Source organism: Hyphomonas sp. TMED31, assembly GCF_002172815.1.
Taxonomy (GTDB): domain Bacteria; phylum Pseudomonadota; class Alphaproteobacteria; order Caulobacterales; family Hyphomonadaceae; genus Hyphomonas; species Hyphomonas atlantica.
Map to the genome: position 1 here is coordinate 1 of NZ_NHCK01000059.1, position 23157 is coordinate 23157.

Consider the following 23157-nt stretch of genomic DNA (forward strand, 5'->3'; position numbering starts at 1 on the left):
GTTTTGCTGAGCGTTATGTCTCGACGGCGCTTTTTGAGGGCCTCTAACGACACATGATCTCCGGTCTCGATCATTTCGTTCTCGTCTGCCCCGATATCGCGATGGGCACTGCCATTTATGAGCGCCTGCTTGGGCGGTCAGCAGACTGGCGGGCGTCATCCGGCGGAGCTGCGACGGCGCTCTTCAGACTGGGCAATACAAGCCTCGAACTGATGGCGCCGAATGGGGAAGGGACTGTCGCTGACCGTTTGCGTGAAATCATCTCGGAAGAGGGGCCCGGGCTGAAAAGCCTGGCCTTCGGCACTGACGATATCGCTCTGGCACATCACAAGCTGACGCGCCGCGGCCTAATGCCGGATGAAGTTGCTGGAGGTGCCAGTACGAACGAAATCGACGGAAAAACGCGAAAATGGTCACGTTTTCGGTGTTCGGACTCCCAAACGGCTGGTGTGAAGACGTTTGTTGTCAGCCCGGAGTCATCATTGCCCTTGGCAGATGCGCTGGCGAGCAGTGCCAAATCTCTCGATCATATTGTCATCGCCACGCCGAATCCGGACAGGGCACTCGGCCTGTACGGCGCGCGCTTGGGACTGGACCTGGCGCTCGATCGGACCCGGGAGGAATGGAAGACGCGGTTCCTGTTTTTCCGCACCGGCGGTCTGACGTTTGAGGTGATCCATCGTCTGGGAGAGACGCATGACCCGTCTGCGCCTGACAGTATCTGGGGCCTGACCTGGGAAGTGGACGATCTTTCCGCGGCTCATGCGCGATTGACCGAAGCCGGGTTCAATGTCTCTGAACAGCGAACTGGCCGGAAGCCTGGCTCGACTGTCTTTACTGTCCGCGACGGCACGCTCGGCGTGCCCACTCTGTTCATCGCTCATTCTTCACGCTAGGAAGCCGCTCATGAAAGCATTTACCCAACTTACCGGAACGGCTGCGCCTTTGCTCGAAAAGGGCAAGCCGATGTCCAATGTCGACACTGACATGATTATTCCAAAGCAATTTCTGAAGACGACGGAACGCACGGGCTTGTCGAAAGGCCTGTTTTACGAGTTGAAAACGCTGTCCGATGGATCGCCAAAAGCTGATTTCGTTTTGAACCGTCCTGAATATGCGAAAGCGAGCATCCTGATCGCGGGTGAAAATTTCGGTTGCGGATCCTCTCGTGAGCACGCGCCCTGGGCTTTGCTGGACCAGGGGATTACTTGCGTTATCGCGCCGAGCTTTGCCGATATCTTCCACAACAATTGCTACAAGAACGGAATCTTGCCTGTCCGGTTGCCAGTTGATGTCTGCCAGAAACTGGCGGATCAGGCAGGTGGTGCGAACCACGTCTTTACGGTGGACCTGGAAGCCCAGATCGTCACCGCGCCGGACGGCGAAACTTTCGCATTCGAGGTGGACGAAGGGCGCAAGGCGAATTTGATGGCTGGCCTCGATGAGATCGGTAGCTCCATGATGGCGGCTTCTGAGATCGATACGTTCGAAGCGAAACGGCGCGTGTCTATGCCTTGGTTGGAAAAAGCGAACTAATCCGTTCTGGAGGTGACTGAGATGATGAAACTCGCTTTGGCTATTGTGGGTTGTTTTGCTGTACTCTCGGTTTCTGCGTGTCATACCGACCCTTTCGGCGTGAAGCCGGAAGTGAATGTGAAGCTTCCTGAAAAGGTTCAGGACAAAAACGATGAGGCGTCCGACAAGGGCGACTGATCCAGATTTGATCGATGTCACACCGCGCCATGCAGCTGACGCAGACGCTGCCTCTTCCCTAACTAATTTCGTAATTGGAGCCTCACAGTGAAACAGACCCTTCTTCTTTTGCCCGGTGATGGAATTGGCCCGGAAGTGGTTGCCGAAGTACGCCGTCTGGCAGGTGTGGTGGCCCCGGACCTGGAGCTTCAGGAAGGTCTGGTTGGCGGCGCATCCTATGACGCGCACGGCACACCCTTGACGGACGATACACTTAACCTGGCACGAAGGTCGGATGCGGTGCTCCTGGGGGCGGTTGGCGGACCGAAATGGAATGGCGTTTCTCGCGACAAGCGCCCGGAGGCCGGGTTGCTGGCCTTGCGCAAAGGGCTGGATGTTTTCGCAAATCTTCGCCCTGCTTTCTGTTTCCCGGCCCTCGTGAGCGCGTCGAGCCTGAAACCGGAAATCGTTCAAGGCCTCGATATCATGATCGTCCGGGAGCTGACGGGCGGCGTTTATTTCGGAACCCCGCGGGGCATCGATGAAAAGGGCGGCCTGCGCCGCGGGTACGACACATCTATCTATACCCATCCGGAAGTCGAGCGCGTGACGCGTGTGGCGTTTGAGGTTGCACGCGGTCGCGATGGCCGTGTCTGCTCAGTAGAGAAATCAAACGTCATGGAAACAGGTCTTTTTTGGCGCCAGGAAGTAACCTTGACGCACGCCGAGCACGGCGCGGGTGTTGAGCTAAGTCATATGTACGCTGACGCCTGCGCGATGGAACTGGTCCGGGCCCCAAAACAGTTCGATGTAATTCTTGCGGGCAACCTGTTCGGAGATATCCTGTCGGATGAAGCCGCCATGTTGACCGGTTCAATCGGCATGCTGCCATCCGCGTCTCTGGGCGATGAAGGCACGCCGGGGCTTTTTGAGCCTGTACATGGGTCCGCCCCGGACATAGCAGGGCAGGGGATTGCCAATCCGTGTGCGGCTATCCTGTCTCTGGAAATGGCCCTTCGCTGGTCTCTGGGCCGCGAGAAGGCTGCGGATGCCCTGTTCGCAGCGGTCGGTTCAGCGCTTGAGAAAGGCGCGCGAACGCGTGACCTCGGTGGTGAGCTGACTACGCGCCAGATGGCGGATGCGATTATCGCCGCTCTCTAGTTCCGAGGACGCATGAATCTCGTGCCGGGCGCAGGCGGGGGATTGGGTGGTCCGGCAAAACACTGGGCCTGTTCCATCCAGGCCGCAGCGTTTGTGCCAGTGACGGATAAACTGGTATCCGCAATGTTCCGGACCTGCGTAACGACCTGACAGAATTCTTCGGCGAGTCCGATGATGCGCTCATCGGCTTGCTCATCGCCAAATGTCCATTCCTCTCCGGAAGGCGCGGTCAAGAGCAGATAGGGCATTGGCTCAGGAACCTGCTGCTTCCGGTTCGCAAATGTCCAGCCATACGTATTTACACCCAGCACGACGATGTTCCGGATACGGTCGGCATTCTGGCGGGTTACTCCGAGCAGGTCGTANACTTCCTGTCCATGTGCCCATGTTTCCATCAAGCGGGCGGTAATTGACGAGCGCGCGCTCATGCTTGGGCCGACCCATTTGAGGCGCAGCCCCGGATCTGTCGACGCGAAAACGTCTGCTGTCTTGTGCGCCAGTTGGAGCCATTCACTCCGAAGGGCGCGGCCGGAAAGTCCATTGAAATGGGCCTCCTCATGGGCAGGGAGGGCCCCATCGCGAAGCGCGTTTGTCAGGTCANCGACAAGCGCTTCAAAAGCGGTTTCATCTGTAACTGAAAGCAGGGCGCCCTTGTTCCAGAAGTGNAAGTGACGCAATACCATATCNATGGTCCANGCNTTGAACGCCGTTTCCTGAAGATAGTCGGAGTCATCAAGTGGCGCGATCAGGTCCGACAGCGNCTTCGTTTCATCGAGAAAATCCGTAGCCTGTTGCATGACTGCTTAGCTGTAATCAGCGATACGACACAGCAGATCGCCCCGAAATTCAAAGAAACTNGCGCCTCGNACTTTTACGGTCTCGCCGGTCTTGACCCCATTGGGCAAATCGACCGCGGCCTTGCCTTCAAACTCGATTTCCGCCGCGGCTTTTCCGCCGCCGCTTACGAGATTGACGAGTCTTTGNCGGCGGTAGGAAAATGCGTTGCCGGACAGTTCTGCAACCTGTCGCATCATGTCCTTCCCATCAAGACGCATGGATTGACCCGTATTCGAGATATTCTCGAAAACGACATCCTGCGTCACGCAATCGAGCATGCCGTCAATATCGCGTGCATTGTAACAGGCGAGATAGCGGTTGATCACGTCATTCAGCATGGCTTCAGCTCCAATGGTCGCGCCTTGTCAGGTCTGCCTTAGCAGCAAGTCATTAGCAACAGGCTTTAACAAACGTCCAAGATGCGCCATAAGCCCGGTTCATTTTGTAGGAGCAGTAATATCATGGCCACCCGGATCGCAGTCGTCGGCGCAACAGGTAATGTCGGACGCGAACTGTTGAACATTCTGGAGGAACGCATGTTCCCCGCCGATGAAGTGTTCGCGGTTGCCTCCCGCCGGTCTCTTGGCAAGGAAGTTTCCTATGGGGACCGCACCCTGAAGTGTCACGATATTGAGCAATTCGACTTTTCGCAGGTCGATCTCGTCCTCATGTCTGCCGGCGGGTCGACCGCCAAGGAGTGGGCGCCGAAAATTGCGAAGGCCGGTGCGATTACCATCGACAATTCGTCCGCATGGCGGATGGACCCGGATGTGCCGCTGGTTGTTCCCGAGTGCAATGGCGAAGCGGTGCTGGACTACAAGAAGAANATGATCATCGCGAACCCGAACTGTTCCACGGCGCAGCTGGTTGTGGCGCTGAAGCCGCTACANGATGCCGTGGGCATCACGCGCGTCGTCTGTTCGACTTATCAATCCGTNTCTGGCGCAGGCAAGGATGCGATGGACGAGCTCTGGAATCAGACACGCGGTGTGTTCGTGAATGACGAGCCGACCCCGGAAGTCTTCCANAAGGAAATCGCCTTCAACGTGATCCCTCAGATCGATGTCTTCATGGACGATGGNTTCACCAAGGAAGAGTGGAAAATGCGCGTCGAGACGAAGAAAATTCTCGACCCAGCCATTGAACTGACCGCTACCTGTGTGCGTGTGCCGGTTTTTGTTGGCCATTCGGAAGCCGTGAATGTTGAGCTTGCCGGGCCGATGAGTGCAAAACAGGCCAAGGAAATCCTGCGCGAAAGCCCAGGCATCATGCTGGTCGACGATCCGAAGGAAGAACTCTACATCACGCCGAAAGAGTGCGTGGGCGAATGGGCGACTTACATCTCCCGTGTTCGTGTCGACCCGACCGTTGAAAATGGCCTCGCTTTCTGGTGTGTCTCTGACAATCTGCGCAAAGGNGCCGCATTGAATGCGGTTCAAATTGCCGAGGAACTCCTGAACCGCGGCATNCTGAAACCGGAAAAACAGCCTGTCGTCACGAACTGACACGCTTCGAAGCAATAATTGGGTGGCTTTTTCTCATGGCTCAGTGCTAGGCGCTGAGCCATGAACGCTGAAACACGCCTTGGATTTGTTGCCGGCCTGGGGGCCTATTTCATCTGGGGGAGCTTGCCGCTCTACATCCGGCTGATGCAGCACATCGGTGCNGCAGACCTGCTTGCACATCGCGTGGTCTGGTCCGTCCCCACCGCTCTGATTTTCATAGCCATTGCCGCGAACTGGCGCGACGTCNGCGCCGCCGTGAAATGGGACAAGCTGAAATGGCTTCTCATCTCCGGTCTGCTGATCGGGGCGAATTGGGGATGCTATATCTGGGCCGTGAATGCTGGCAGGACGATGGAGGCGTCGCTCGGCTACTACATCAATCCGCTGGTGAATGTCGTATTCGGCATGATTTTCTTCTNCGAGCGCTTGCGGACCGCGCAATGGATTGCGGTNGNCATTGCAACAGTCGGCGTTGGTATACTGACNGTCGCATTCGGACGCGTGCCCTGGGTTGCTTTGTTCCTGTGCATGACATTTGCCTGTTACTCCCTCATCCGAAAACNAGTCGCAATCGACAGCCGTGCGGGCTTCCTGATGGAAGTCTTATTGCTGGTGCCTTTTGCCGTCAGCTGGCTGGCCTGGGTTGCGGGGCAGCCTGACGCGCGNGTGTTCGGAGATGGGGGGTGGGATGTTGCGTTGCTGGTGGCGGCCGGACCGATAACATCGGTACCGNTGATCTTGTTTGCGCTGTCTGCACGGCGATTGAAACTCTCGACCATCGGTATGATGCAATATGTCGGGCCCACACTTCAGTTCCTGATCGCCGTGCTTTTGTTCAGGGAACCGTTCGGTTGGACTCACGCTGCCGCATTTGGCTTTATCTGGACCGCACTCGTCGTGTTCACCACTGACAGTGTGATGGGAGAAGCAAAGGCGCGGCGGCTGGCTCGGGCGGCGCGTGTCAGCTAAAAAAAGGGCCTCGGCGCAATATTTGCCGAGGCCAAAGGGGATTTAGCATGATTGGAGTTGCCTCCGATCACATTCTCGCAATCTTCGTGCCAACTAGTTGCNCGTGTTCCCTGTAGAGACGGCAATCCACGCGGCTATGGCCAGCATCATGATGGCGAACACGCCACGGGTGACCGGTGCGGTTCGATAGGTTTCAAGTGTAGTGCCCAAGCGTGCGCCCAGCAGAACAATCAGGGTGTGTATGAAGGTGGCAATCGCGACATGAATCACCCCCAATGCGGTNATCTGAAGCCAGACCGGCNCGNNTTGGGCATTGGCGAATTGTCCGACGACAACGACGTAGAACACCAAAGCCTTGGGGTTCAGCAGGTTTGCCACCAACCCGCGCCAGAAACCATCCGCATTATTTCGATTGAGGGGCGACGTNTCGCCTGTGTCCTGCCACGCTTCGTAGGCGAGGAAAACCATGAAGGCGACCCCGGACCAACGGAGCATTTCGTACAGCACAGGCATCTGCCCGAGCAGGGCAGAAAGGCCCGTGGCTGCGGCCATTAACTGGGCCGTCAGTCCAAGGGCGATCCCACAGACCGCCAACATGCCGGCACGTCGCCCTCGTTGTGCGGATAATGCCGCTAACCATCCCATGTTCGGACCGGGCGTGAGTTCAATGGCCGCCATGGCGACCAGGAAAGCTGCCCAGTCTACATGGCTCAACATCGATCAGAGACACTCATAGGCGGCTTCGACAAGGCGCACGGCGCGCGGGTCACCGACAAGGATGTTGGACTGACGGTTCATCACATAGGCGCAGGTTAATCCGTTGCGCTGGTCCGCGATGGCCATTGAGCCCCCCCAGCCGCAATGACCGAGCGTGGTGGGTTCTGGCCCAAACAGGCCATGCGTGTTGTGCATGATGCCCGCGCCGAAGCTCGTGATCATGGGGAGGACGAGATCTGGCTCATGAGTCCGCGCCGAGGAGAGGGCATCGAATGTCGTCGCATTCATCAATGCGCCGCCGCCCTTTGTGTAGGTTTCGTACAAATGGGCAACAGAGAGGGCNGTGCCGTGGCCGTTGGCNGACGGAATTTCGATCTCCCGCCAGATTGCGCCGCCGCGATTGGGCGCAGACCATTTACTGANAAAGGCGGCCCGCCGGGCCGGGGTGATTTCGCCAAGGTCGGCGAGGGCGCGCGGGCGCTGAATATCGGCGCAGCGATCGTGTTCGCTGGCGGGCGTTCCAATCATGAAATCAATATTCGGGAACAGGCTGCGCAAGGTGGTGCCCAGCGTCTCTCCGCTTATGCGGCGGGCGATCTCTCCAACCAGATAGCCCCAGCTCAACGGATGGTAGCCATGCGCGCTTCCGGGAGGCCACATCGGAGTGAGTTCAGCGAGGGCGGCCGCGCAGGAGGGAGGATCCAGCCAGAGTTCTGGATCGATCTCATCGGGGAAGCCCGGCAAGCCTGCCTGATGGCTGGCAACCTGTCCGATGGTGACATNGCCTTTTCCATTGGCTGAAAATTCTGGCCAGACATCTGCGACAGCCGTTTCGAAGCCGGCTGGCAAGCGCTCGACCAGATGGGCCAGAACAAGCGCAGCAATACCCTTTGTTGTGGAGTACACCGGCACGAGCGTCTCGTTCGTCCAGGGTGCTTCCTTCTTGCGGTCAGCCCAGCCGCCGATGAGATTTACGACAACGTCTCCATCCTTGATCACCGCGAAGCCGGCGCCGAGTTCTTCGCCATCCGNAAAGTTCTTNTCGAACGCATCTCGGACGGCTTCAAAACNNGGTTCGACGATGCCAGCAATCGGGGATGCAGTCATGAAGGGCGACCTTTGGAGCTATTGATCTTTGGACAGTGACGGTTCACCTGTTTTCGCCGAACAAGTCAAACAATCGAGGAAATGCCCATCCATGCCTGAAGCGCTTCACCGTCCCCGCCGTTCCTGCCTTTACATGCCCGGTGCGAATGAGCGTGCCTTGGAAAAAGCCAAATCTCTCGCCGCCGATACGGTTATCATGGACCTCGAGGATGCTGTTGCTCCCGACGCGAAAGAGGCGGCGAGGGAAACGATCCGCGCTGCCATACAGGGGGGCGGCTACGGACATCGTGAAATCGTCGTCCGCATGAACGGTCTGGACACCGAATGGGGGCAGGCAGACCTTAAAATGGCGGTGGATTCGGGCGCACATGCCTTGCTGGCACCGAAAGTCATAGATGGCAGCGATATCGACCGTCTTGATGATNCGATGAGCCGGGCCGGGGCTCCTGCCGATATGGGGCTTTGGGTTATGATTGAGATGCCGAAGGCCATCCTGAACATCAAGGACATCGCAGAAGCCGTGGGCCGCACNCGCCTGACGACTTTTGTCATGGGCACCAATGATCTTGCAAAAGAGTACCGCGCGCGGATGACGCCGGACCGCCTAGCGTTTCAAACGGCCCTTCAACTGTCCGTGGCCGCCGCGCGTGCCTACAGCATCATCGCGATTGATGGGGTCTACAATGANATCAAGAATGAGCAGGGCCTGATCGATGAGTGCGANCAAGGTCGCGATCTGGGCTTCGACGGCAAAACGCTGATCCACCCTTCGCAGCTCGATACAGCAAACCGTGTGTTNGCCCCGAGCCCTCATGATGTGGAGCATGCCCAAGCCGTAATCGAAGCTTTTGCCGATCCCGAGAACGCAGGCAAAGGCGTTTTGAAGGTGAATGGCAAAATGACNGAACTGCTGCATCTTGAGGAAGCCCGCCGNGCTGTGGAGATGGACAAGGCTATTCGCGCTTTCGAGGCGTGATGCGCCACGATATCGGGTAGTTTCAGGGTAAACACTTACGCATTCAGGCATCGACATGACCTACACATATCTTCACCATTCCGGCTGCAGCACATCCCGAAAGGGGCTCGCCCTTCTGCAGGAGAACGGCATTGATCCANAGATCCGAAAATACATGAACGCATCAGAGCAGCTTGGCGAAAGCGAGTTGCGAGATATCGCCAAGAAACTCGGGGCTGACTCGCCCCGCGCTTTTTTGCGCGACAAGAACGCGACGGATGTTGGCATTGATGCGACATCAACGGACGACGAAATTTACGCGGCAATGGCTGCGAACCCGAAGATCATCCAGAGACCGATCCTGATAAAGGGCAAGAAAGCTGCGCTTGGTCGCCCGATCGAGACCATGCTCGAACTGAAATAGCCGGGAAGGTCTGTGAAATTTCACAGATCTTCCACGCGAAGCCTCAACCACTGTCTGGCACAGCAGGATCATGATCGTGTTCATGATTCTTGCTGGCCTTCTGGTTGCCTTCTCCGCTTTTTGCACGCTGGGCGTGCCATACATGCTCGCCGGACCGCGCATGCTGGACGAATTTTCTGAGAATCGAGAGCAGCAGATGATGTGCGGCCTGCTTGCGACCGCTACCATAGGTATCCTCCTGCTGCCCTTCGTCTCACCGGCCTTGATTTCCANTGCCAGTGACGGTCAGGTGATCGCCGATCTGTATCTGGGGCATGTCGCGGCCTGACGCCGGGAAATATTGCCCCCAACTGACCTGAGGGGCGTATGACCAGCACATCGAAATCCAATCCCGGCCATTTCTTCGAAGATTTTTCTGTTGGCATGCCACTTGTGCACGCAACGCCACAGACGCTGACAGAAGGTGACATCGCGCTCTATCGCGCGCTCACCGGCGGACGTTTCGTGCAGTATTCCTCTTCCGAGTTCGCGAAGGCGGCCGGATATCCAGGCCTCTCGATAGACCCGCTGCACGCGTTCCATGTTGTTTTCGGCAAGTCTGTTCCAGACGTGTCTCTGAATGCTGTCGCGAATCTCGGATACGCTGATGGTCGCTTCTCGCAGCCGGTTATGCCGGGCGATACCTTGAATACGGTGTCTGAAGTCATTGGCCTAAAGGAGAATTCCAACGGCAAGACCGGTGTCGTCTGGGTTCGCACTCGCGGCACAAACCAGCGCGGTGAAGAGGTCATGTCCTTTGTGCGCTGGGTGATGGTCAACAAGCGTGATGCGAGTTCTCCAGCGCCTGAAGCCGTGATCCCGGACCTGCCCANAAGCGTGCCGGGCGTTGAACTATCTGGCTTCGNGGCAATGGACAGTTGGGACACATCCCTCTCCGGAAGCGAGCANNTGTTTGAAGACTATNNGGTCGGCGAGAAGATCAATCATGTCGACGGCATGACTGTTGAAGAGGCGGAGCATCAGATCGCGACGCGCCTNTATCAGAACACAGCAAAAGTTCATTTTGACGCCCATGGTCAGAAGTCGAGCCGGTTCGGCAAGCGTCTGATCTATGGCGGTGTTGTCATTTCAATCGCGCGGTCNCTGGCATTCAATGGCTTGGCCAATGCCGGACACATGCTCGCGATCAACGCCGGCACCCATGCGAGCCCACTGTTCGCAGGAGACACGATCTATGCCTGGAGCGAAGTGCTCGANAAGNCTGAGCTATCTGACAATGTCGGCGCACTGCGTCTTCGACTCGTCGCGGTGAAAGATCAGGATCCGGGCGCGTTCGCCTACAAGACAGAAGATGGCAAATACGCCGATGGCGTGTTGCTGGACTTTGACTACTGGGCCGCCATTCCGCGCGAGCGCTAGGTCAGGCTTCGCCTTCCGGTTTTCGTTCACCCCAGAGAAGAAGTGCATCGAGCGCCGGGCAGAGCTTTTCGCCCCAGTCTGTGAGGCAGTATTCCACTCTAGGCGGCACTTCGGGATGAACGATGCGCCTCACAAGGCCGTCGGCCTCCAGTTTGCGTAGCTGTTGGATCAGCATCTTCTGGGACACGGCCGGAATTGCCCGTTCGAGATCNGAGAAACGCATCAATCGCTCGCCGAAAAGATGGAAGAGAATAAGAATCTTCCATCGGCCTTCCAGCATGCGCAGAGCGGCCTCTACACCTTCTGCGGCAGACAGCGGCGTATACTCCGGGCGCACACTTTCGGGTAAGTACCCGACTTTTTTGTCCGTACTTGTCATTTATTCTGGCTAGATCGATATCGGCTTTTCCGCAAGACAGTCCATTCCGGACTGCCGGACAGGAGGTGCATATGTCCATTGAACTTCCCTCTACGATTCATCGGTATTTCGAGACAGAGACGACGAATGATACCGACAGCCTGTCAGACTTGTTTTCGGTTGAGGCCGTCGTAATCGACGAGCAGAAGACCTATCAGGGCCGGGACGCGATAAAGGCCTGGAAGCTGGAAGCCAAGGCGACCACGTCCTATCAGGTCACCCCGTTGGAAGCGGNGAAGGCTGGCGAACAATATGTGGTGACCGGACGTGTCGAAGGCAATTTTCCCGGCAGTCCCGTACGGCTGCGNTACTTTTTCACGCTCCGGGATGATCAAATCGCAGCTCTGGAGATCAAGCCATGAGCTGGAGCCTGGATTTCCACCAGCNTCGCGTTCTGGTCACGGGCGGGACGAGGGGTGTTGGCCACGCAGTNGTTGNNTGCTTTGCGGCGTTGGACGCCAACGTCCTGACAACCGCGCGCCGGCAACCGCAGGCCCTGCCTCCGGGTGTGCAGTTCGTGGCAAGCGATCTGAACACCGCTGAAGGGTGCGCGGATCTCGCCCACAAAGCCCTGGAGCTGTTGGGTGGCCTGGACATACTTGTGCATGTGGCGGGCGGTTCCGATGCGCCATCTGGCGGGTTCTCGGTGTTGGATGATGNGCAATGGCAGACGGAACTGGACCGGAACCTGATGCCGGCGGTGCGACTGGACCGGGCNCTCCTNCCGACAATGATCGAGCAGGGGAGCGGTACGATTGTCCACATCAGTTCCATCCAGCGCCTGATGCCCTTGCCCGAAGCGACAACCGCCTATGCTGCCGCGAAGGCGGCNTTGTCTGCNTACAGCAAANGCCTGTCGAAGGAAGTNGGGCCAAAGGGTATTCGGGTTCTGAGGGTGGCCCCCGGATGGATCAAGACGCAAGCCTCCATTGATTTGGTCAACCGCATCGCGCGCGAAGATGGCAGCAATTATGCGGACGCCGAAAACAAGCTGATGCAGTCTCTTGGGGGNATACCCATCGGGCGTCCGTCGACCCCGGAGGAAGTTGCGGACCTGATCGTGTTCCTGTCTTCTTCGCGAGCCGGCACCATCACGGGTTCGGAATTCATCATCGATGGCGGAACCGTTCCAACCGTCTGAAGCAAGCGCTTCCGTTTCGCCAACGCTTCCCTATATGAGGTCGCATGAGTGGATACGGGCCTTTTGATGATTTTACCCTATTCGCCATCGCGCTTGCGGTGGTGCTTTCGGCAATTGTCAGCCTGATCGGCACGTCTGCCCGAAAGCGCAACGTCGCACTGGGTGAGGCGACGGTTGCAGACCTTGCGGAAATGACCGGGATACGTGATCCAAAGAGACTGCAGGAGGCGTTTGGTCCACCGGATATGGGCCGTGTCTGGCGTAGTGTGACCCTGTTTGATGTGCGGCGCGCGCGACAGCCGCAGGGCTGGCTGATGTCGAGCGATCTAGTTGACTATGCGTGCCTGTCTGTGGTCGCGCTTGCGATATTTGTGTCCCATCCGCTTGTGGGCGGCGCGCTGATCACCGCGCTCGTGATCCAGGTNTNGGGCTGGATTGTCTCCTTCGGTCTTCCCAAGTGATGATTATCACGCGCGAAGTTCCACTTTTCTGGTCGACATAAACACTTTAAGGGCTGACGGATGAAAGTCTGGAAGATGAATGGTGCGGGCAACGCGTTTGCCATTTTCGATGCGCGGTCGACTTCGTTCGTGCCGAGCACAGATCAGGTGCGCCAGATTGCCAAAGATATGAAGGCTGACCAGATCGTTGCACTGGAGCGGGACGTTGCGCGCGACGTGTTCATGCGTATCTGGAATGCAGATGGCACTGAAGTGTCTGCCTGTGGCAACGCCACGCGCTGTGTCGGAAAATTGCTTCTGGCCGAGACTGGCAAGGACCGGGTGACGATCCAGACCGAGGCGGACGTGCTAAAGGCGTTCTCTGCGGATAACGGCCTGATCACGGTCGATATGGGCTCGCCCCTGATGGGGTGGGAAGACATTCCGCTTTCTGAAAAAATGGATGTGCGCGGCGTAGATGTGAAGATCGGTCCGATCGACAATCCCTGGCTGGCCCGGCCTGCNGTTGTCTCGATGGGGAATCCCCATGCGGTCTTTTTCGTCAAGAATGTTGACGATTATGATATCCGGGCGCTCGGCCCTCTTGTTGAGTGGCATCCGACCTTTCCTGAGGGTGTAAATGTTGGCTTTGCGCAGGTCATTGACCGGCAGACCATCCGCCTGCGCGTCTGGGAACGCGGCGCCGGATTGACCAAAGCGTGCGGTACTGGAGCGTGTGCAGCCTTGGTGTGCGCGGCGCGTGCGAAACTGACAGATCGCACGGCAAAACTGATCCTNGATGGTGGTGAATTGACTATCGAATGGCGGGAAACCGATGACCGTGTTTATATGACNGGACCGGTCGAACTCGAATTCGAAACGGNAATCTGAGACAAAAGACGGGATCCTGCCATGAGACGACTCGTCATCGGCGCGTTATGTATNGTTCTGACCGGCCACGCTTCTGGCCAAGAAGCCATCACGGTAAACAAAGGCTCTTGGGAAACGACATTNTCGATGGTGCCCGAACTCACAATGTTCGGCNTGCGCCAGGACATAGATCCCGAATTTGAATTCACCACGGAGTGCTGGGCGAGTGAAGAAGACACGCGGCTGGATGTCGATACAATCGGGATCGACAATTGCGATGTGCTGGATTCTCGGGGCAGTGACAACCATCTGAGTTTCGATCTTTCCTGTACGATGGATGATATTGAGCTGGTGGGCGATGCACTGATCGTTGTCGCGCCGGATCGCAATTCGCTTCAGGGCTCAATGATCATAGAGGGGGAAGCTGAAAGCGTTTCGATCCGCATGATAGGGTTGTTCAGCGGACACAAGACCGGCGCTTGCACAGGCTGACCCGCACCAAAGACCTTGAACTGTGGGCAATTCGGCGCGATGTCCGCTGACATCAAAGTCATGACNGATGCCAAAGCTCCTTCCAGCCCGCAGCTGATTACGCTCGGATGCCGCCTGAACGCCTACNAATCGGAGGTGATGCGCGGCCATGCGTCGGAAGCTGGCCTGAATGACGCCGTGATCATCAACACATGTGCGGTAACATCTGAAGCGGTTCGAAGCGCGCGCCAAACAATCCGGCGCGCTGCAAAGGACAATCCAGGCGCGCCCATCTTGGTGACCGGATGCGCCGCGCAGATCGACCCGGATATGTTCGCTAAGATGCCGGAAGTCACGCGTGTGATCGGCAATCATGAAAAGATGCAGTCGGAAACCTGGCGGCCAGCCGAATTGCTGGGCGGACACGAAAAGGTCCGCGTGAATGACATCATGTCAGTGCAAGAGACGGCGGCGCACCTGATTGACGGCATGGAGGGCCGCGCGCGGGCCTATGTCCAGGTGCAGAATGGTTGCGACCATCGCTGCACGTTCTGCATCATTCCCTATGGCCGTGGNAATTCGCGTTCGGTGCCGGCAGGGGAGGTGGTCAGCCAAGTCCGCCGCCTTGTCGAGACGGGTCACTATGAAGTCGTACTNACCGGTGTGGACCTGACCAGCTGGGGCGCGGANCTGCCAGGCGCGCCGCAACTCGGCAATCTGGTGCAGCGCATTTTGAAGCTGGTGCCGGAGCTGAAGCAGCTGCGTATATCCTCGATCGACGCCATAGAAATCGATGACGCGCTGATGGAAACAATGGCAGACAAACGCCTTGCGCCCTTTATGCATCTGTCTTTGCAGCATGGCGATGATCTGATCCTGAAAAGGATGAAGCGGCGTCATTCCCGGAGCGATGCAGTTAGACTGACGGAGCAATTGCGCAGTATTCGTCCGGATATGGCATTTGGCGCCGACATCATTGCGGGCTTTCCAACCGAAACCGAAGCGCATTTCGAGAACTCAATAAGGCTCGTGGAAGAATGNGGTTTGTCCTTCGTGCATGCCTTTCCGTATTCGCCACGNCCGGGCACGCCGGCTGCTCGGATGCCTCAACTTCAGAAGTCGGTTATCAAGGCGCGGGCCGCGCGTTTGCGAGANGTGGGGGAGGCCGCACTTGCTCGTCACCTGNGNACCTATNAAGGCCAGANCGTNGACGCGTTGGTNGAGCGGGGANTGTCAGCGCGCCTTCCAGACTTTACGCCCGTGCGGTTTGAGGAAGAACCTGGCGAAGCTGGACGCCCGGTGCGCGCCCGTATAGTGCGGCATGATGGAAAACAGCTGATCGGAGCTCTCACCGCATGATCCTTTGGTTCGGTAAGAAGAAAAAGCAACAGGAACTGAAAGACGCTGGTGCCGCGATGGAGGCGCCAGAGTTGTCTGCCGAGGAACTGGCGGCGCAGGAAGCCGAAATTGCACGAAAGGCTGCCGAACAGGAAGAAATCGAGCGCAAGGTCGCCGAGGCGAACAGGGCGTGGGAGGAAAGGCAGGCTCGGGAGGCTGCGGCTGCGGCAGAAGAGGCTGCGCGCCTGGAGGAGGAGGCACGCAAGGCAGAAGAGGCGCGTGCAGCCGCGCAGGCGCGGGCCGACGAAGCTGAAGCTCAAAGATTGGCGGAAGAGGCTGAACGAGCCCGCAAAGCGAAGGAAGAGCGAGAGGCGGCGCAAGCCAAGGCGGCAGCTGAACTAAAACTGCTGGAAGAACGCCGAGAGGCGGCGCGGCTCCGGGCTGAGCGCGAAGCAGCCGCGCGCGCCGCGATGGAGGCGGAGGCCAATGATCCTGGCTTCATGGCCAAATTGGGCTCAGGGCTCTCCAGGTCATCGTCGCGCCTGACATCTGGACTGTCCGTATTTGGACGCCGAAAGCTTAATGATGAAACGCTGGAGGAGTTGGAAGATCTTTTGATCTCATCCGACCTCGGCGCCAAGGTCGCTATGCGCGTGACCAGTAATCTGTCTAAGGAGAGGTTTGACAAGGAAATCTCCGAGGATGAAATCCGGGGCGCTTTGGCCAGCGAAATTACTGACGTTTTGAAGCCTCGTGAGAAAATCGTCGATTTCTCGGAAGGGCCGAGCCCTCGCATTGTTCTGTTTGTTGGGGTCAACGGGTCTGGCAAAACGACGACCATCGGCAAGATCGCATCAAAACTGACAGAACAGGGTGCCAAGGCGCTTCTTGTGGCGGGTGATACATTCCGTGCTGCGGCCATTGAGCAACTGACCGTATGGGGTGAACGCGCCGGTATACCCGTNATGTCTAAACCGACAGGNGCCGACGCGGCAGGGCTTGTNTACGAGGCAATTGAAAAGGCGAAGGCAGACGATCTCGATCTCGTATTGGTTGATACGGCTGGNCGCCTGCAAAACAAGACAGAACTGATGTCGGAGCTAGAGAAAGTCGTCCGCGTCATCAGAAAGCTTGATCCGACGGCGCCTCATGATGTCATCCTCGTTCTGGATGCCACGGTCGGTCAGAATGCCTTGTCGCAGGTAGAGGCTTTCAAGAACACTGCGGGCGTGACCGGGCTGGTGATGACCAAGCTGGACGGAACCGCCAAGGGCGGTGTGCTCGTNGCTATCGCGGAAGCNTACGATCTGCCGATCCATTTCATNGGGATTGGNGAAAAAGCGGAAGANCTTCGNCCATTCAGTGCAGAGGCTTTNTCTAAAGCNTTGGTTGGCCTGCAGAGCTAGCTATTCCGCTGCCATNGCAGANATGTTCGCTTGTTGTGGACCCCGAACGAGTCTTCCTGGCCGNGCGCCGGTTGGGTCTCCATTCCGGTGAGTGATCTGGCCTTTGAGGATTGTGGCNGTGTAGCCCGTGGCTCTCTGCATCAGTCGACGTCCGCCAGCAGGCAAGTCATAAGTAACTTCCGGCAGATGTAATGTCAGGTTTGCGGTGTCGATGACATTGAGGTCTGCGCGATAGCCCGGTGCAATCAGACCGCGGTCGTTCAGTCCAATCCACTCGGCAGTGGCGCGTGCCTGACGCTGCACGATGTGCTCGATCGGAATGCGAGGGCCGCGCGTCCGGTCGCGAACCCAATGGGTCAACATCGTTGTGGTGAAGGACCCATCGCAGATCATGCCGACATGCGCGCCACCATCTGAAAGGCCGGGGAGCGTTGCCGAGCTCAGCATCATGTCGTGGGAAGGGTCAAGAGACCCACCCGCATAATTGAGGAAGGGAAGGTAGAGCATACCACGGCCTTCGCGTTCCAGCATAAGATCCAGCGCCGCTTTTTCTGGGGAAACGCCTCGGCGCGCGGCGATGGCTTCCAGCGTTCGATCGGCTGTTGGTTCATAGTTCACCGGCGCGTCCAGTTGAAAAATCTTTCCGAAGCTTCGCAGCATTGCTTTCAGAAACGGATTATCCGTGTCCGGCTCATCAGATAGAAGGCGCTTTCGGAAGTCGGGATCGCGCAATAGCGCAATCCGATCTTCGAACGGCAGATTTGATATCTCTCGATAGGTGGGGTGCGCGCTGAAGGGATTGAGCGTCAGTTCAAACCCAAGCAGGACGCCTACCGGACGTGGCGCGACTTGGGCGCGCATGGGTAAGCCATCTTCGACCGCTTGTTCAATAGCGCTGAGTAGGCGACGCCAGCCATTGGGAGCAACATCTGCCTGTGCAAGTGATACGGAAAGCGGTCGGCCGCTGGTCTCCACAATCCGACGCAGCATTGCAGCTTCTTTCTCTGGATCGTCGAAATCAGAGACGAACTGCAACACGCCGCGTCCGGCATCTGCCACGCCTTGCGCGATGCCGGCCAATTCGTCTTCGCTGGCTGTCAGGGTCGGGGTCGGTTGACCGTCACTGGTGCGGTGGTTGAGCGTGCGGGACGTGGAAAAACCAATTGCGCCGGCGCGGATGGCTGCGGTGGTCAATGCGCGCATTTGCTGAATATCCTCCGGCGTCGCAGGCTCGCGATTTGCGCCACGGTCTCCCATAACAAAAACCCGCAGCGCCGCATGGGGCAGTTGCGCGCAGATATCGGCGTCAAAATGAGTGCTTGATAGGCTGTCGAGATAATCCGGAAAGCTTTCCCAGTTCCAGGGGAGTCCCTCGGCGAGTACCGGAAACGGAATATCCTCGACGCCCTCCATCAAGCGGATCAGCCGGTCATGGTCGTCGGGTCGGCATGGCGCAAAGCCTACGCCGCAATTGCCCATCACCACTGTCGTCACGCCGTGCAGGGAGGAGGGGCTGATGGCGCCTGTCCACGTTGCTTGGCCATCATAATGGGTGTGAATGTCGACAAAGCCCGGCGTTACAACTTGTCCGCGCGCGTCTATTTCCTCTACGCCCTTGCCGCCGACAGATCCAACTTCAGTGATGACGCCGTTCGTGATGGCCACATCGCCTTCGAAACTTTCGCCGCCTGTTCCGTCAATGATCGTGCCGCCGCGCAAAACGAGATCGTGCGTCATGCTGGGTTTCCTCCGTCTTTTTCTTCTTTGAGGCGAGTGAGGCCCTCAATTGAGGCAGAGTCAAATCCTTCCCACGCGTCAGCAAACCGTGCATAGGTCGCGCCGTATGTCGGAAAGCCTCCTCCCAGTCATCCTGTGCTTACTGTCAGCAGTCACGGTCGCGGCCACGAACATGTTCGTAAAGCGGGGCGGTGACGTACTGACCGCCCGCATGGCGGTTGCCATCGTGATGGGGCTAAGCGTCCTGCCGTTTGCGCCATTCGTGCCGACGCCACCTCCGGAGACATGGTCTTTGATCCTGATATCGGTCGTGGTTCACTGGTTCTATCAGTTTTGCCTCGTTCGGGCATTGCACCGAGGGGATCTGTCGCTTGTTTTTCCTGTGATGCGGGGCCTCGCGCCTTTGGTAACGGCGTGTGCTGCGATCTTTGTTCTGAATGAATATCTGACCGTGNTTCAGTCAGCNGGTCTGTTGNTGGCCAGTTTGGCGATCATTGTCTTTGCCCTGCCAACAGGGCAGACAGCCACAGCCCGGAAGCTGGACCGNAGCGCACTCGTATGGGCCCTGCTGACGGCNTTGGGCGTAGGCATGTACGCNGTTGCGGATACGCGNGCCGCGCGTGCCATGCCGGATCCAATGACTTTTGTNGTCTGGTTGTTTCTGNTCGACTGGNTCGGAGTGACTGTCGTTGCGGTTATTCAACGACGGGGGCAAATCGGAGAGGCGATGGCCAGGCAATGGAAGGGTGGCATAGCTGGCGGTATGCTGGGTACTATCTCATATGGTCTGGCGATTTATGCATACACACTGACTGATGCCGCTGTCGTAACGGCGTTGCGAGAAACGTCAGTCGTCTTTGCTGCTGCATTGGGCGCCATNTTCTTGAAGGAAGGATTCGGATACAGACGGATCATCGCGGCGGCCATTCTGTCGGGCGGCCTTCTTTTGATGCAAGCTGGTGCCTAATCTATGCGGACAATTTCGCTTCGTTGGTGATTTATTAGCTCACCTATTGTCAGACAGGCGCGGAAATCCAAATTGATCCGGACCCGAGCGTAATACGTAGGAATTGCATGACAGAGCCAAACAAAGCCACGCAATCTGCCGATGTCGGCGATGCCGCCGCCAAAGCGGGAANCATTTGGACAGAGATTGGTCCGACGTTGGCCTTCATCATCATNTACAATGTGATGCTAAGGTTTCCGGAAGGCGATGGTTTGTTTACCAAAGANACTGCGCTGTACTGGGCGACGGGTGTTCTGATCATTGCGACCTTTGTGGTGATCGGCCAGAAGTTGCTCAAGAAGGAACGTATTCCTCCTTTCTTGCTCGTCTCGTCATTCCTGATTGGTTCGTTTGGAACAGCAGGAATATTGCTTCAGTCAAAACTCTTCCTGTTCATCAAGCCGACGATCATCAACCTGCTTTATGCGGGCGTNATCTTTGGTGGTCTGGCCGTTGGCCGGAACATCTGGAAGATGCTCTTTCATTCCGTATTTGATCTGCCTGACCACGCCTGGAAAACGCTGGCGATCCGTTGGGGTCTCTATTTCGTGGCTATGGCAATCTGGAATGAGTTCTTGTGGCGGAACTTCTCCGAGGCGACTTGGGCAAACTGGAAGCTTGGAAACATTGTTATCGGTGTCCTGTTNGCTGTGGCCAATGTCCCGTACACGCTGAAACACATGCGCCAATCTGAAACACCTGATGCCTAACGTGTGAGTGCCTCCGTTCCGGGTGGATTGGAGAACGGCGCGAATACCGTCTTGCTTCGAGTTTCAGCATAGTGCGTCAGGCCCCAAAGTACGGTTGGGAAGGCCAGATTCGACCACGGTATATCTCTCCANTCGAACAGCTCGACCTCCAGACTCTCCGGACCGGGCGATATGTCTGAAACAAGTTCGGCGCGAAACATGATCTGCACCTGAGAGATGCGCGGCACTGAGTAAACCGCNAGNATGCGATCAATGCGAATCTCGGCATTNGCTTCTTCCCGGGCCTCACGCCGAGCGGCTTCCTCCACGGTTTCCCCTTGCTCCATGAAGCCTGCCGGCAGCGTCCAGAATCCCTTACGCGGATCAATCGCACGCCTGCAAAGCAGGATTTTGCTACCTTTTGTAACAACNGAAGCTGCAATTATTTTCGGATTTATGTAGTCTACGAACTGGCAATGTGAGCAAACACGGCGTATTCGGTCGTCTCCATCGGGTATTTTCAGTTTGAATTCTTGCGAAAAGAAACCATTTGATAATTGATCCGTCATCGAAGCTTAAGCCTCTCGAGTATATTAGGGTACATGTTGATCCGCACACAGGTTGGAAANTTAATAGACCAGTAACCGGATTTTCTATCGCGCCCAACGCCTAATTGAATACAGAAAGAAACACTATCATGACCTACGATCTCAAAAANTCGCCTAGCCACCTGCTGCACCGTGCTCAGCAGATTGCTGCAAATGAATCCGCCGCTGCACTAAGCGCCGCTGGCATCACGCTTCGTCAGTTCTCCGTTCTTGCTGCNCTGTCCGGCAATGACGGCGTCAGCCAGTCCGATCTTGTCAACGCGACCGGTATCGACCGTTCGACACTNGCCGACATGGTTGCTCGTATGGAGCGCTCTGGCCTCATCAAGCGTGTCGCTTCAAAAACTGACAAGCGCGCGAAAGTCGTCTCTCTGATGGCGAAAGGCAAAAAAGCTTACGAGAAAGCTCTGCCAGCTGTAGAGAAAGCAGACGAAGCCATCTTTGAAGCTCTTCCGAAAACNAANCAGTCCGCACTCGTTGCTGGTCTGACCGATATGGTTGCAGAAGCAGACAAGGCAGAANCGCCGGCTCCGAAGCCAGCTGCGCCAGCACCTGCTGCTAAAGCAGCACCAAAGCCAGCTGCCAAGAAANCCCCGGCCCGCAAGCCAGCAGCGAAGAAGGCTCCGGCCAAGAAAGCTCCGGCAGCGAAGAAAGCTCCTGCGGCCAAACCAGCAGCGAAAAAGGCTCCAGCCAAAAAAGCTGCACCAAAAGCCAAGGCTAAGGCTGCAACGAAGGCGAAGCCAGCTACTGCGACCAAGCCNGCNAAAAAGGCTCCAGTTCGCAAAGCGAAGAAAAAGTAAGCTTCCGGTAACGGAGTTTACGTGGGCGGGGCGCTTTTCAGTGCCTCGCCTATTTTTTTGACCGAAGTTTGGTCCAGTTGCCCCTGGACATGATCCAGAATCTTGCCTTCTGGAGAAATCACAAAAGTTTCCGGAACTCCAGTAAGTCCGAACTCAAGTCCGCCCTGCCCATCTGGGTCCAGCGCAATTTGCGTNTACGGGTTGCCAAGCCGGGCAAGGAATTCCTGCCCGTTCTCCAGCGTGTCCTTGTACAAGATTCCGTAGACCTGATCTGGATAGGCTTCCGACAATTCTGCAATATACTTGTGCTCTGCCTCACACGGCGCGCACCAGCTCGCAAACAGGTTGACGGCAATATTGCCGCCCGTCGGAGAGGGGGGGAATGTTAGCGGGTCGCCGTCTGGGGTCTGAAANGCGATACNAGGCGCGTCGCGAAGACGTCGCTCGAAGTCACCTTTTTCCGGATTGATCAATTGCCCCGCAGCCACAACGCCAAAAATGGCTAATGCGCCAACCGGAACAATCGCCAGCCAGCGCTTCATCGGCGTTTTTGATCCTGGATCCGGGCTTCGATCCGAATAAGCTCGGCTTTTGCATTGCGTGATTTAAACCACGCCGTTGCGATTGCACCGCCAATTAGAACAAGACCGACTGCGTAGCTCGCCCAGATAAAAGTTGAATTGGATTCAAATACGGGAAGCATGGCTCAGTCTCCTGTCATCAGGCGGGCCCGCAATTGGGCGGCGCGTCTTGTCCATATTTCAGCACGCATGAACGTCATGACAAGGGCGGCAAACAGTAGCGTGTGACCAAATGAACTGATCAATAGCGGCCAGAGATAAACTGCCGCCATCTTGGGGCCCTCTGCTGTGATCACGCTTGCGTCCTGATGCAGGGACGTGAACAGGTCGACCGAGAACTTGATCAGCGGGACATTCAGCGCGCCAACCATGGCGAGGATCGCGCCAGCCCGTGCAGCCTTTTGCCGTGTGTCCATAGCCGCGCGAAGGGCCATGTAACCTAGGAACAGGAAGAACATGAACAGGACGGACATCATCCGTGCATCATCCCATTGCCACCAGGTGCCCCAGGTCGGCTTGCCCCAGATCGCCCCCGTCGCCAGGCAGAGCGCTGTCCAGGTTGCGCCCAGTGGAGCGATCGCTTTGGCGGCTATGTCTGCGACTTCATGGCGCCAGATAAACCAGACGAAACTCATCACGGCCATGCCGAGATAGCTGGCCATCGCAAGCCAGGCTGCTGGCACATGGATAAACATCACCCGCATGATGTCCCCGCCCTGATAATCGTCTTTCGGAACGATCCAGAGACCCTGCCAAAGCCCCCATAGAATGCCGACAGCCGCAAGCACGTAGAACGCGGGAGCGAGCCAGCCCGACAGCTTCAGGAATCGGTGTGGGTTTGCAAACCAAGAAAACATCGTGTTCGA

The 23157-nt window shown here is 57.1% G+C and carries 27 protein-coding genes; 17 read left to right on the top strand and 10 right to left on the bottom strand.

What is annotated here, in order from left to right; genetic code table 11:
* Positions 1 to 53 precede the first annotated feature (53 nt).
* The 4 genes from CBB91_RS08845 (at position 54) to leuB (ending at position 2853) form a co-directional block, all read left to right on the top strand.
* A complete protein-coding gene (locus CBB91_RS08845) occupies positions 54 to 896 on the top strand; it encodes a VOC family protein (RefSeq protein WP_273013572.1) in 843 nt (280 codons plus the stop codon).
* Between the two features lie 10 nt (positions 897 to 906).
* Positions 907 to 1536: a 3-isopropylmalate dehydratase small subunit gene (gene leuD / locus CBB91_RS08850; protein WP_273013574.1), complete on the top strand. Its 630-nt coding sequence runs from the start codon at positions 907 to 909 to the stop codon at positions 1534 to 1536.
* Positions 1537 to 1557: 21 nt separating this feature from the next.
* Positions 1558 to 1713 (top strand): hypothetical protein, encoded by a 156-nt coding sequence (locus CBB91_RS08855; protein WP_155841697.1) that lies wholly within the window; start codon positions 1558 to 1560, stop codon positions 1711 to 1713.
* An 87-nt stretch (positions 1714 to 1800) separates the two neighbouring features.
* The gene (leuB, locus tag CBB91_RS08860; RefSeq protein ID WP_273013576.1) at positions 1801 to 2853 is read left to right on the top strand and encodes a 3-isopropylmalate dehydrogenase; all 1053 of its coding nucleotides are present in this window, start codon (positions 1801 to 1803) and stop codon (positions 2851 to 2853) included.
* Here the strand turns inward: leuB and CBB91_RS08865 are convergent.
* Positions 2850 to 3650 (bottom strand): TIGR03084 family metal-binding protein, encoded by an 801-nt coding sequence (locus CBB91_RS08865; protein ID WP_273013578.1) that lies wholly within the window; start codon positions 3648 to 3650, stop codon positions 2850 to 2852. The genes leuB and CBB91_RS08865 overlap by 4 nt on opposite strands.
* 6 nt (positions 3651 to 3656) lie before the next feature.
* A complete protein-coding gene (locus CBB91_RS08870; protein ID WP_273013580.1) occupies positions 3657 to 4028 on the bottom strand; it encodes a nuclear transport factor 2 family protein in 372 nt (123 codons plus the stop codon).
* Between the two features lie 123 nt (positions 4029 to 4151).
* Between CBB91_RS08870 and CBB91_RS08875 the strand changes: the two genes are divergently transcribed.
* Together CBB91_RS08875 and rarD are read left to right on the top strand one after the other, a co-directional pair.
* Positions 4152 to 5195 (top strand): aspartate-semialdehyde dehydrogenase, encoded by a 1044-nt coding sequence (locus CBB91_RS08875; protein ID WP_273013582.1) that lies wholly within the window; start codon positions 4152 to 4154, stop codon positions 5193 to 5195.
* Between the two features lie 60 nt (positions 5196 to 5255).
* Complete coding sequence (gene rarD / locus CBB91_RS08880; RefSeq protein ID WP_273013584.1) at positions 5256 to 6164, top strand: EamA family transporter RarD; 909 nt, start codon at positions 5256 to 5258, stop codon at positions 6162 to 6164.
* A 93-nt stretch (positions 6165 to 6257) separates the two neighbouring features.
* Here the strand turns inward: rarD and CBB91_RS08885 are convergent, their stop codons facing one another.
* Together CBB91_RS08885 and CBB91_RS08890 are read right to left on the bottom strand one after the other, a co-directional pair.
* A complete protein-coding gene (locus tag CBB91_RS08885) occupies positions 6258 to 6842 on the bottom strand; it encodes a LysE family translocator (protein WP_273013586.1) in 585 nt (194 codons plus the stop codon).
* A gap of 42 nt (positions 6843 to 6884) precedes the next feature.
* Positions 6885 to 7988, bottom strand: a complete 1104-nt coding sequence (locus CBB91_RS08890) for a serine hydrolase domain-containing protein (protein WP_273013588.1) — start codon at positions 7986 to 7988, stop codon at positions 6885 to 6887.
* A 91-nt stretch (positions 7989 to 8079) separates the two neighbouring features.
* Here CBB91_RS08890 and CBB91_RS08895 point away from each other — a divergent pair, with 91 nt between their 5' ends.
* The 3 genes from CBB91_RS08895 to CBB91_RS08905 all read left to right on the top strand — a co-directional run bounded on the left by CBB91_RS08895 (position 8080) and on the right by CBB91_RS08905 (position 10786).
* The gene (locus CBB91_RS08895) at positions 8080 to 8964 is read left to right on the top strand and encodes a CoA ester lyase (protein ID WP_273013590.1); all 885 of its coding nucleotides are present in this window, start codon (positions 8080 to 8082) and stop codon (positions 8962 to 8964) included.
* Between the two features lie 55 nt (positions 8965 to 9019).
* Positions 9020 to 9367, top strand: a complete 348-nt coding sequence (locus tag CBB91_RS08900) for an ArsC/Spx/MgsR family protein (protein ID WP_273013592.1) — start codon at positions 9020 to 9022, stop codon at positions 9365 to 9367.
* 366 nt (positions 9368 to 9733) lie between these two features.
* Entirely contained in the window at positions 9734 to 10786 is a 1053-nt protein-coding gene (locus CBB91_RS08905; protein WP_273013593.1) for a MaoC family dehydratase, read from the top strand.
* Position 10787: 1 nt separating this feature from the next.
* Here the strand turns inward: CBB91_RS08905 and CBB91_RS08910 are convergent, their stop codons facing one another.
* On the bottom strand, positions 10788 to 11165 hold the full coding sequence (locus CBB91_RS08910; RefSeq protein ID WP_273013594.1) for a helix-turn-helix domain-containing protein: 378 nt from the start codon (positions 11163 to 11165) through the stop codon (positions 10788 to 10790).
* A 71-nt stretch (positions 11166 to 11236) separates the two neighbouring features.
* Here CBB91_RS08910 and CBB91_RS08915 point away from each other — a divergent pair, with 71 nt between their 5' ends.
* The 5 genes from CBB91_RS08915 to ftsY all read left to right on the top strand — a co-directional run bounded on the left by CBB91_RS08915 (position 11237) and on the right by ftsY (position 16870).
* Positions 11237 to 11566 carry a nuclear transport factor 2 family protein gene (locus CBB91_RS08915; RefSeq protein ID WP_273013595.1) on the top strand — a complete coding sequence of 110 codons (330 nt, stop codon included), beginning with the start codon at positions 11237 to 11239 and terminating at the stop codon, positions 11564 to 11566.
* Positions 11563 to 12345, top strand: coding sequence for an SDR family oxidoreductase (locus CBB91_RS08920; protein ID WP_273013596.1), 783 nt, complete (start codon positions 11563 to 11565; stop codon positions 12343 to 12345). Before CBB91_RS08915 ends, CBB91_RS08920 begins: the two co-directional genes overlap by 4 nt.
* 521 nt (positions 12346 to 12866) lie before the next feature.
* Positions 12867 to 13676, top strand: a complete 810-nt coding sequence (gene dapF / locus CBB91_RS08925; protein WP_273013598.1) for a diaminopimelate epimerase — start codon at positions 12867 to 12869, stop codon at positions 13674 to 13676.
* 531 nt (positions 13677 to 14207) lie between these two features.
* Positions 14208 to 15485 (top strand): MiaB/RimO family radical SAM methylthiotransferase, encoded by a 1278-nt coding sequence (gene mtaB, locus CBB91_RS08930; RefSeq protein WP_345906787.1) that lies wholly within the window; start codon positions 14208 to 14210, stop codon positions 15483 to 15485.
* Positions 15482 to 16870: a signal recognition particle-docking protein FtsY gene (gene ftsY / locus CBB91_RS08935; RefSeq protein ID WP_273013604.1), complete on the top strand. Its 1389-nt coding sequence runs from the start codon at positions 15482 to 15484 to the stop codon at positions 16868 to 16870. Before mtaB ends, ftsY begins: the two co-directional genes overlap by 4 nt.
* Here the strand turns inward: ftsY and CBB91_RS08940 are convergent, their stop codons facing one another.
* Positions 16871 to 18607, bottom strand: a complete 1737-nt coding sequence (locus tag CBB91_RS08940) for an amidohydrolase family protein (protein WP_273013607.1) — start codon at positions 18605 to 18607, stop codon at positions 16871 to 16873.
* Between the two features lie 106 nt (positions 18608 to 18713).
* Here CBB91_RS08940 and CBB91_RS08945 point away from each other — a divergent pair, with 106 nt between their 5' ends.
* Positions 18714 to 19574: a DMT family transporter gene (locus tag CBB91_RS08945; RefSeq protein ID WP_273013609.1), complete on the top strand. Its 861-nt coding sequence runs from the start codon at positions 18714 to 18716 to the stop codon at positions 19572 to 19574.
* Between the two features lie 107 nt (positions 19575 to 19681).
* Complete coding sequence (locus CBB91_RS08950; RefSeq protein ID WP_273013611.1) at positions 19682 to 20323, top strand: septation protein IspZ; 642 nt, start codon at positions 19682 to 19684, stop codon at positions 20321 to 20323.
* On the opposite strand, the gene CBB91_RS08955 is transcribed toward CBB91_RS08950, so the two are convergent.
* Positions 20320 to 20871, bottom strand: coding sequence for an NUDIX hydrolase (locus tag CBB91_RS08955; RefSeq protein WP_273013612.1), 552 nt, complete (start codon positions 20869 to 20871; stop codon positions 20320 to 20322). The genes CBB91_RS08950 and CBB91_RS08955 overlap by 4 nt on opposite strands.
* 128 nt (positions 20872 to 20999) lie before the next feature.
* On the opposite strand from CBB91_RS08955, the gene CBB91_RS08960 reads away from it, so the two are divergent.
* Positions 21000 to 21710 carry a MarR family transcriptional regulator gene (locus tag CBB91_RS08960; protein WP_273013614.1) on the top strand — a complete coding sequence of 237 codons (711 nt, stop codon included), beginning with the start codon at positions 21000 to 21002 and terminating at the stop codon, positions 21708 to 21710.
* Between the two features lie 17 nt (positions 21711 to 21727).
* Here the strand turns inward: CBB91_RS08960 and CBB91_RS08965 are convergent, their stop codons facing one another.
* From CBB91_RS08965 to ccmC, 3 genes are read right to left on the bottom strand one after another with little or no spacing between them, the layout of a single operon-like run.
* Positions 21728 to 22252 carry a redoxin family protein gene (locus CBB91_RS08965; protein WP_273013616.1) on the bottom strand — a complete coding sequence of 175 codons (525 nt, stop codon included), beginning with the start codon at positions 22250 to 22252 and terminating at the stop codon, positions 21728 to 21730.
* Complete coding sequence (locus CBB91_RS08970; RefSeq protein ID WP_272981706.1) at positions 22249 to 22413, bottom strand: heme exporter protein CcmD; 165 nt, start codon at positions 22411 to 22413, stop codon at positions 22249 to 22251. Before CBB91_RS08970 ends, CBB91_RS08965 begins: the two co-directional genes overlap by 4 nt.
* 3 nt (positions 22414 to 22416) lie before the next feature.
* Positions 22417 to 23148 (bottom strand): heme ABC transporter permease CcmC, encoded by a 732-nt coding sequence (gene ccmC / locus CBB91_RS08975; RefSeq protein WP_273013619.1) that lies wholly within the window; start codon positions 23146 to 23148, stop codon positions 22417 to 22419.
* Between the last annotated feature and the right edge of the window lie 9 nt (positions 23149 to 23157).